The sequence below is a fragment of the Vibrio sp. 1580 genome (assembly GCF_033340055.1).
Map to the genome: position 1 here is coordinate 1 of NZ_JAWOVT010000147.1, position 857 is coordinate 857.

1 protein-coding gene and 1 pseudogene are annotated in these 857 nt (G+C 42.8%); both read left to right on the forward strand.

The features are described from left to right. Positions 1–198, forward strand: a pseudogene (locus tag R7093_RS24625) (6-phospho-beta-glucosidase); the annotation flags it as partial. A gap of 18 nt (positions 199–216) precedes the next feature. Continuing rightward, on the forward strand, positions 217–857 hold a 641-nt coding region (chbG, locus tag R7093_RS24630), incomplete at its 3' end, for a chitin disaccharide deacetylase (protein WP_318146940.1).

The following is an 857-nucleotide window of genomic DNA, read 5'->3' on the forward strand; positions in this document are numbered from 1 at the left end:
AAAGGACTACTGCATCAAGTGAAAGCTTATGAGCAGTTGACGATAGAAGCCGCTGTTGAAGGTAACTACGACAAAGCATTGATGGCATTAACGAATAATCCTTTGGTGCCAGACATTGGTCGAGCGAAAGCGATATTGGATGAGCTGTTAGCGGTTAATGCGCCTTATTTGCCTCAATTTAAACTTACAGCGTTGTAATACTAAGGAAGAGCGTCAATGAAAGTCATTTTTAATGCGGACGATTTTGGTCTGACTCAAGGTGTTAATAACGGCATTGTAAAGTCCCATCAAGATGGTGTCGTGAAATCGACTACTATGATGGTAGGGATGGATGCTGAGCAGAATGCAATCGAGTTAGCTCATCAAAATCCAGACTTAAAAATTGGCGTACATCTACGGTTTACAGCAGGTGCTCCTCTCACGGAGCACCCAAACTTAACCAATGGTAGAAAGCATTTCGTCAAATACAGTGAATTGTGGAACAAGCAAGATTTTGAAGCTCAAGCGGTTTACGATGAAGCTAAAGCTCAAATTGATCACTTCTTGTCACTTGGACTAACGCTCAGTCATCTTGATAGTCATCATCATGCTCATACGCACCCCCAGATTCTTCCTATTGTTCAGAAACTCGCGAAAGAGCACCGCGTGCCACTTCGCGGGAGTGGTATCTGTCATCAACCAATGACGACAAGCTATTTCTTTTCCGATGAGTTTTACGATCAAAAGGTAAGTTTGGACGGATTAATGCAACACCTTCTTAGCTTAAAAGAGAATTACGATGTGGTAGAGGTGATGTGTCATCCTGCTTATGCCGACCAGCCCCTTATTATGAAAAGTGGCTATGCACTGCAAAGAGA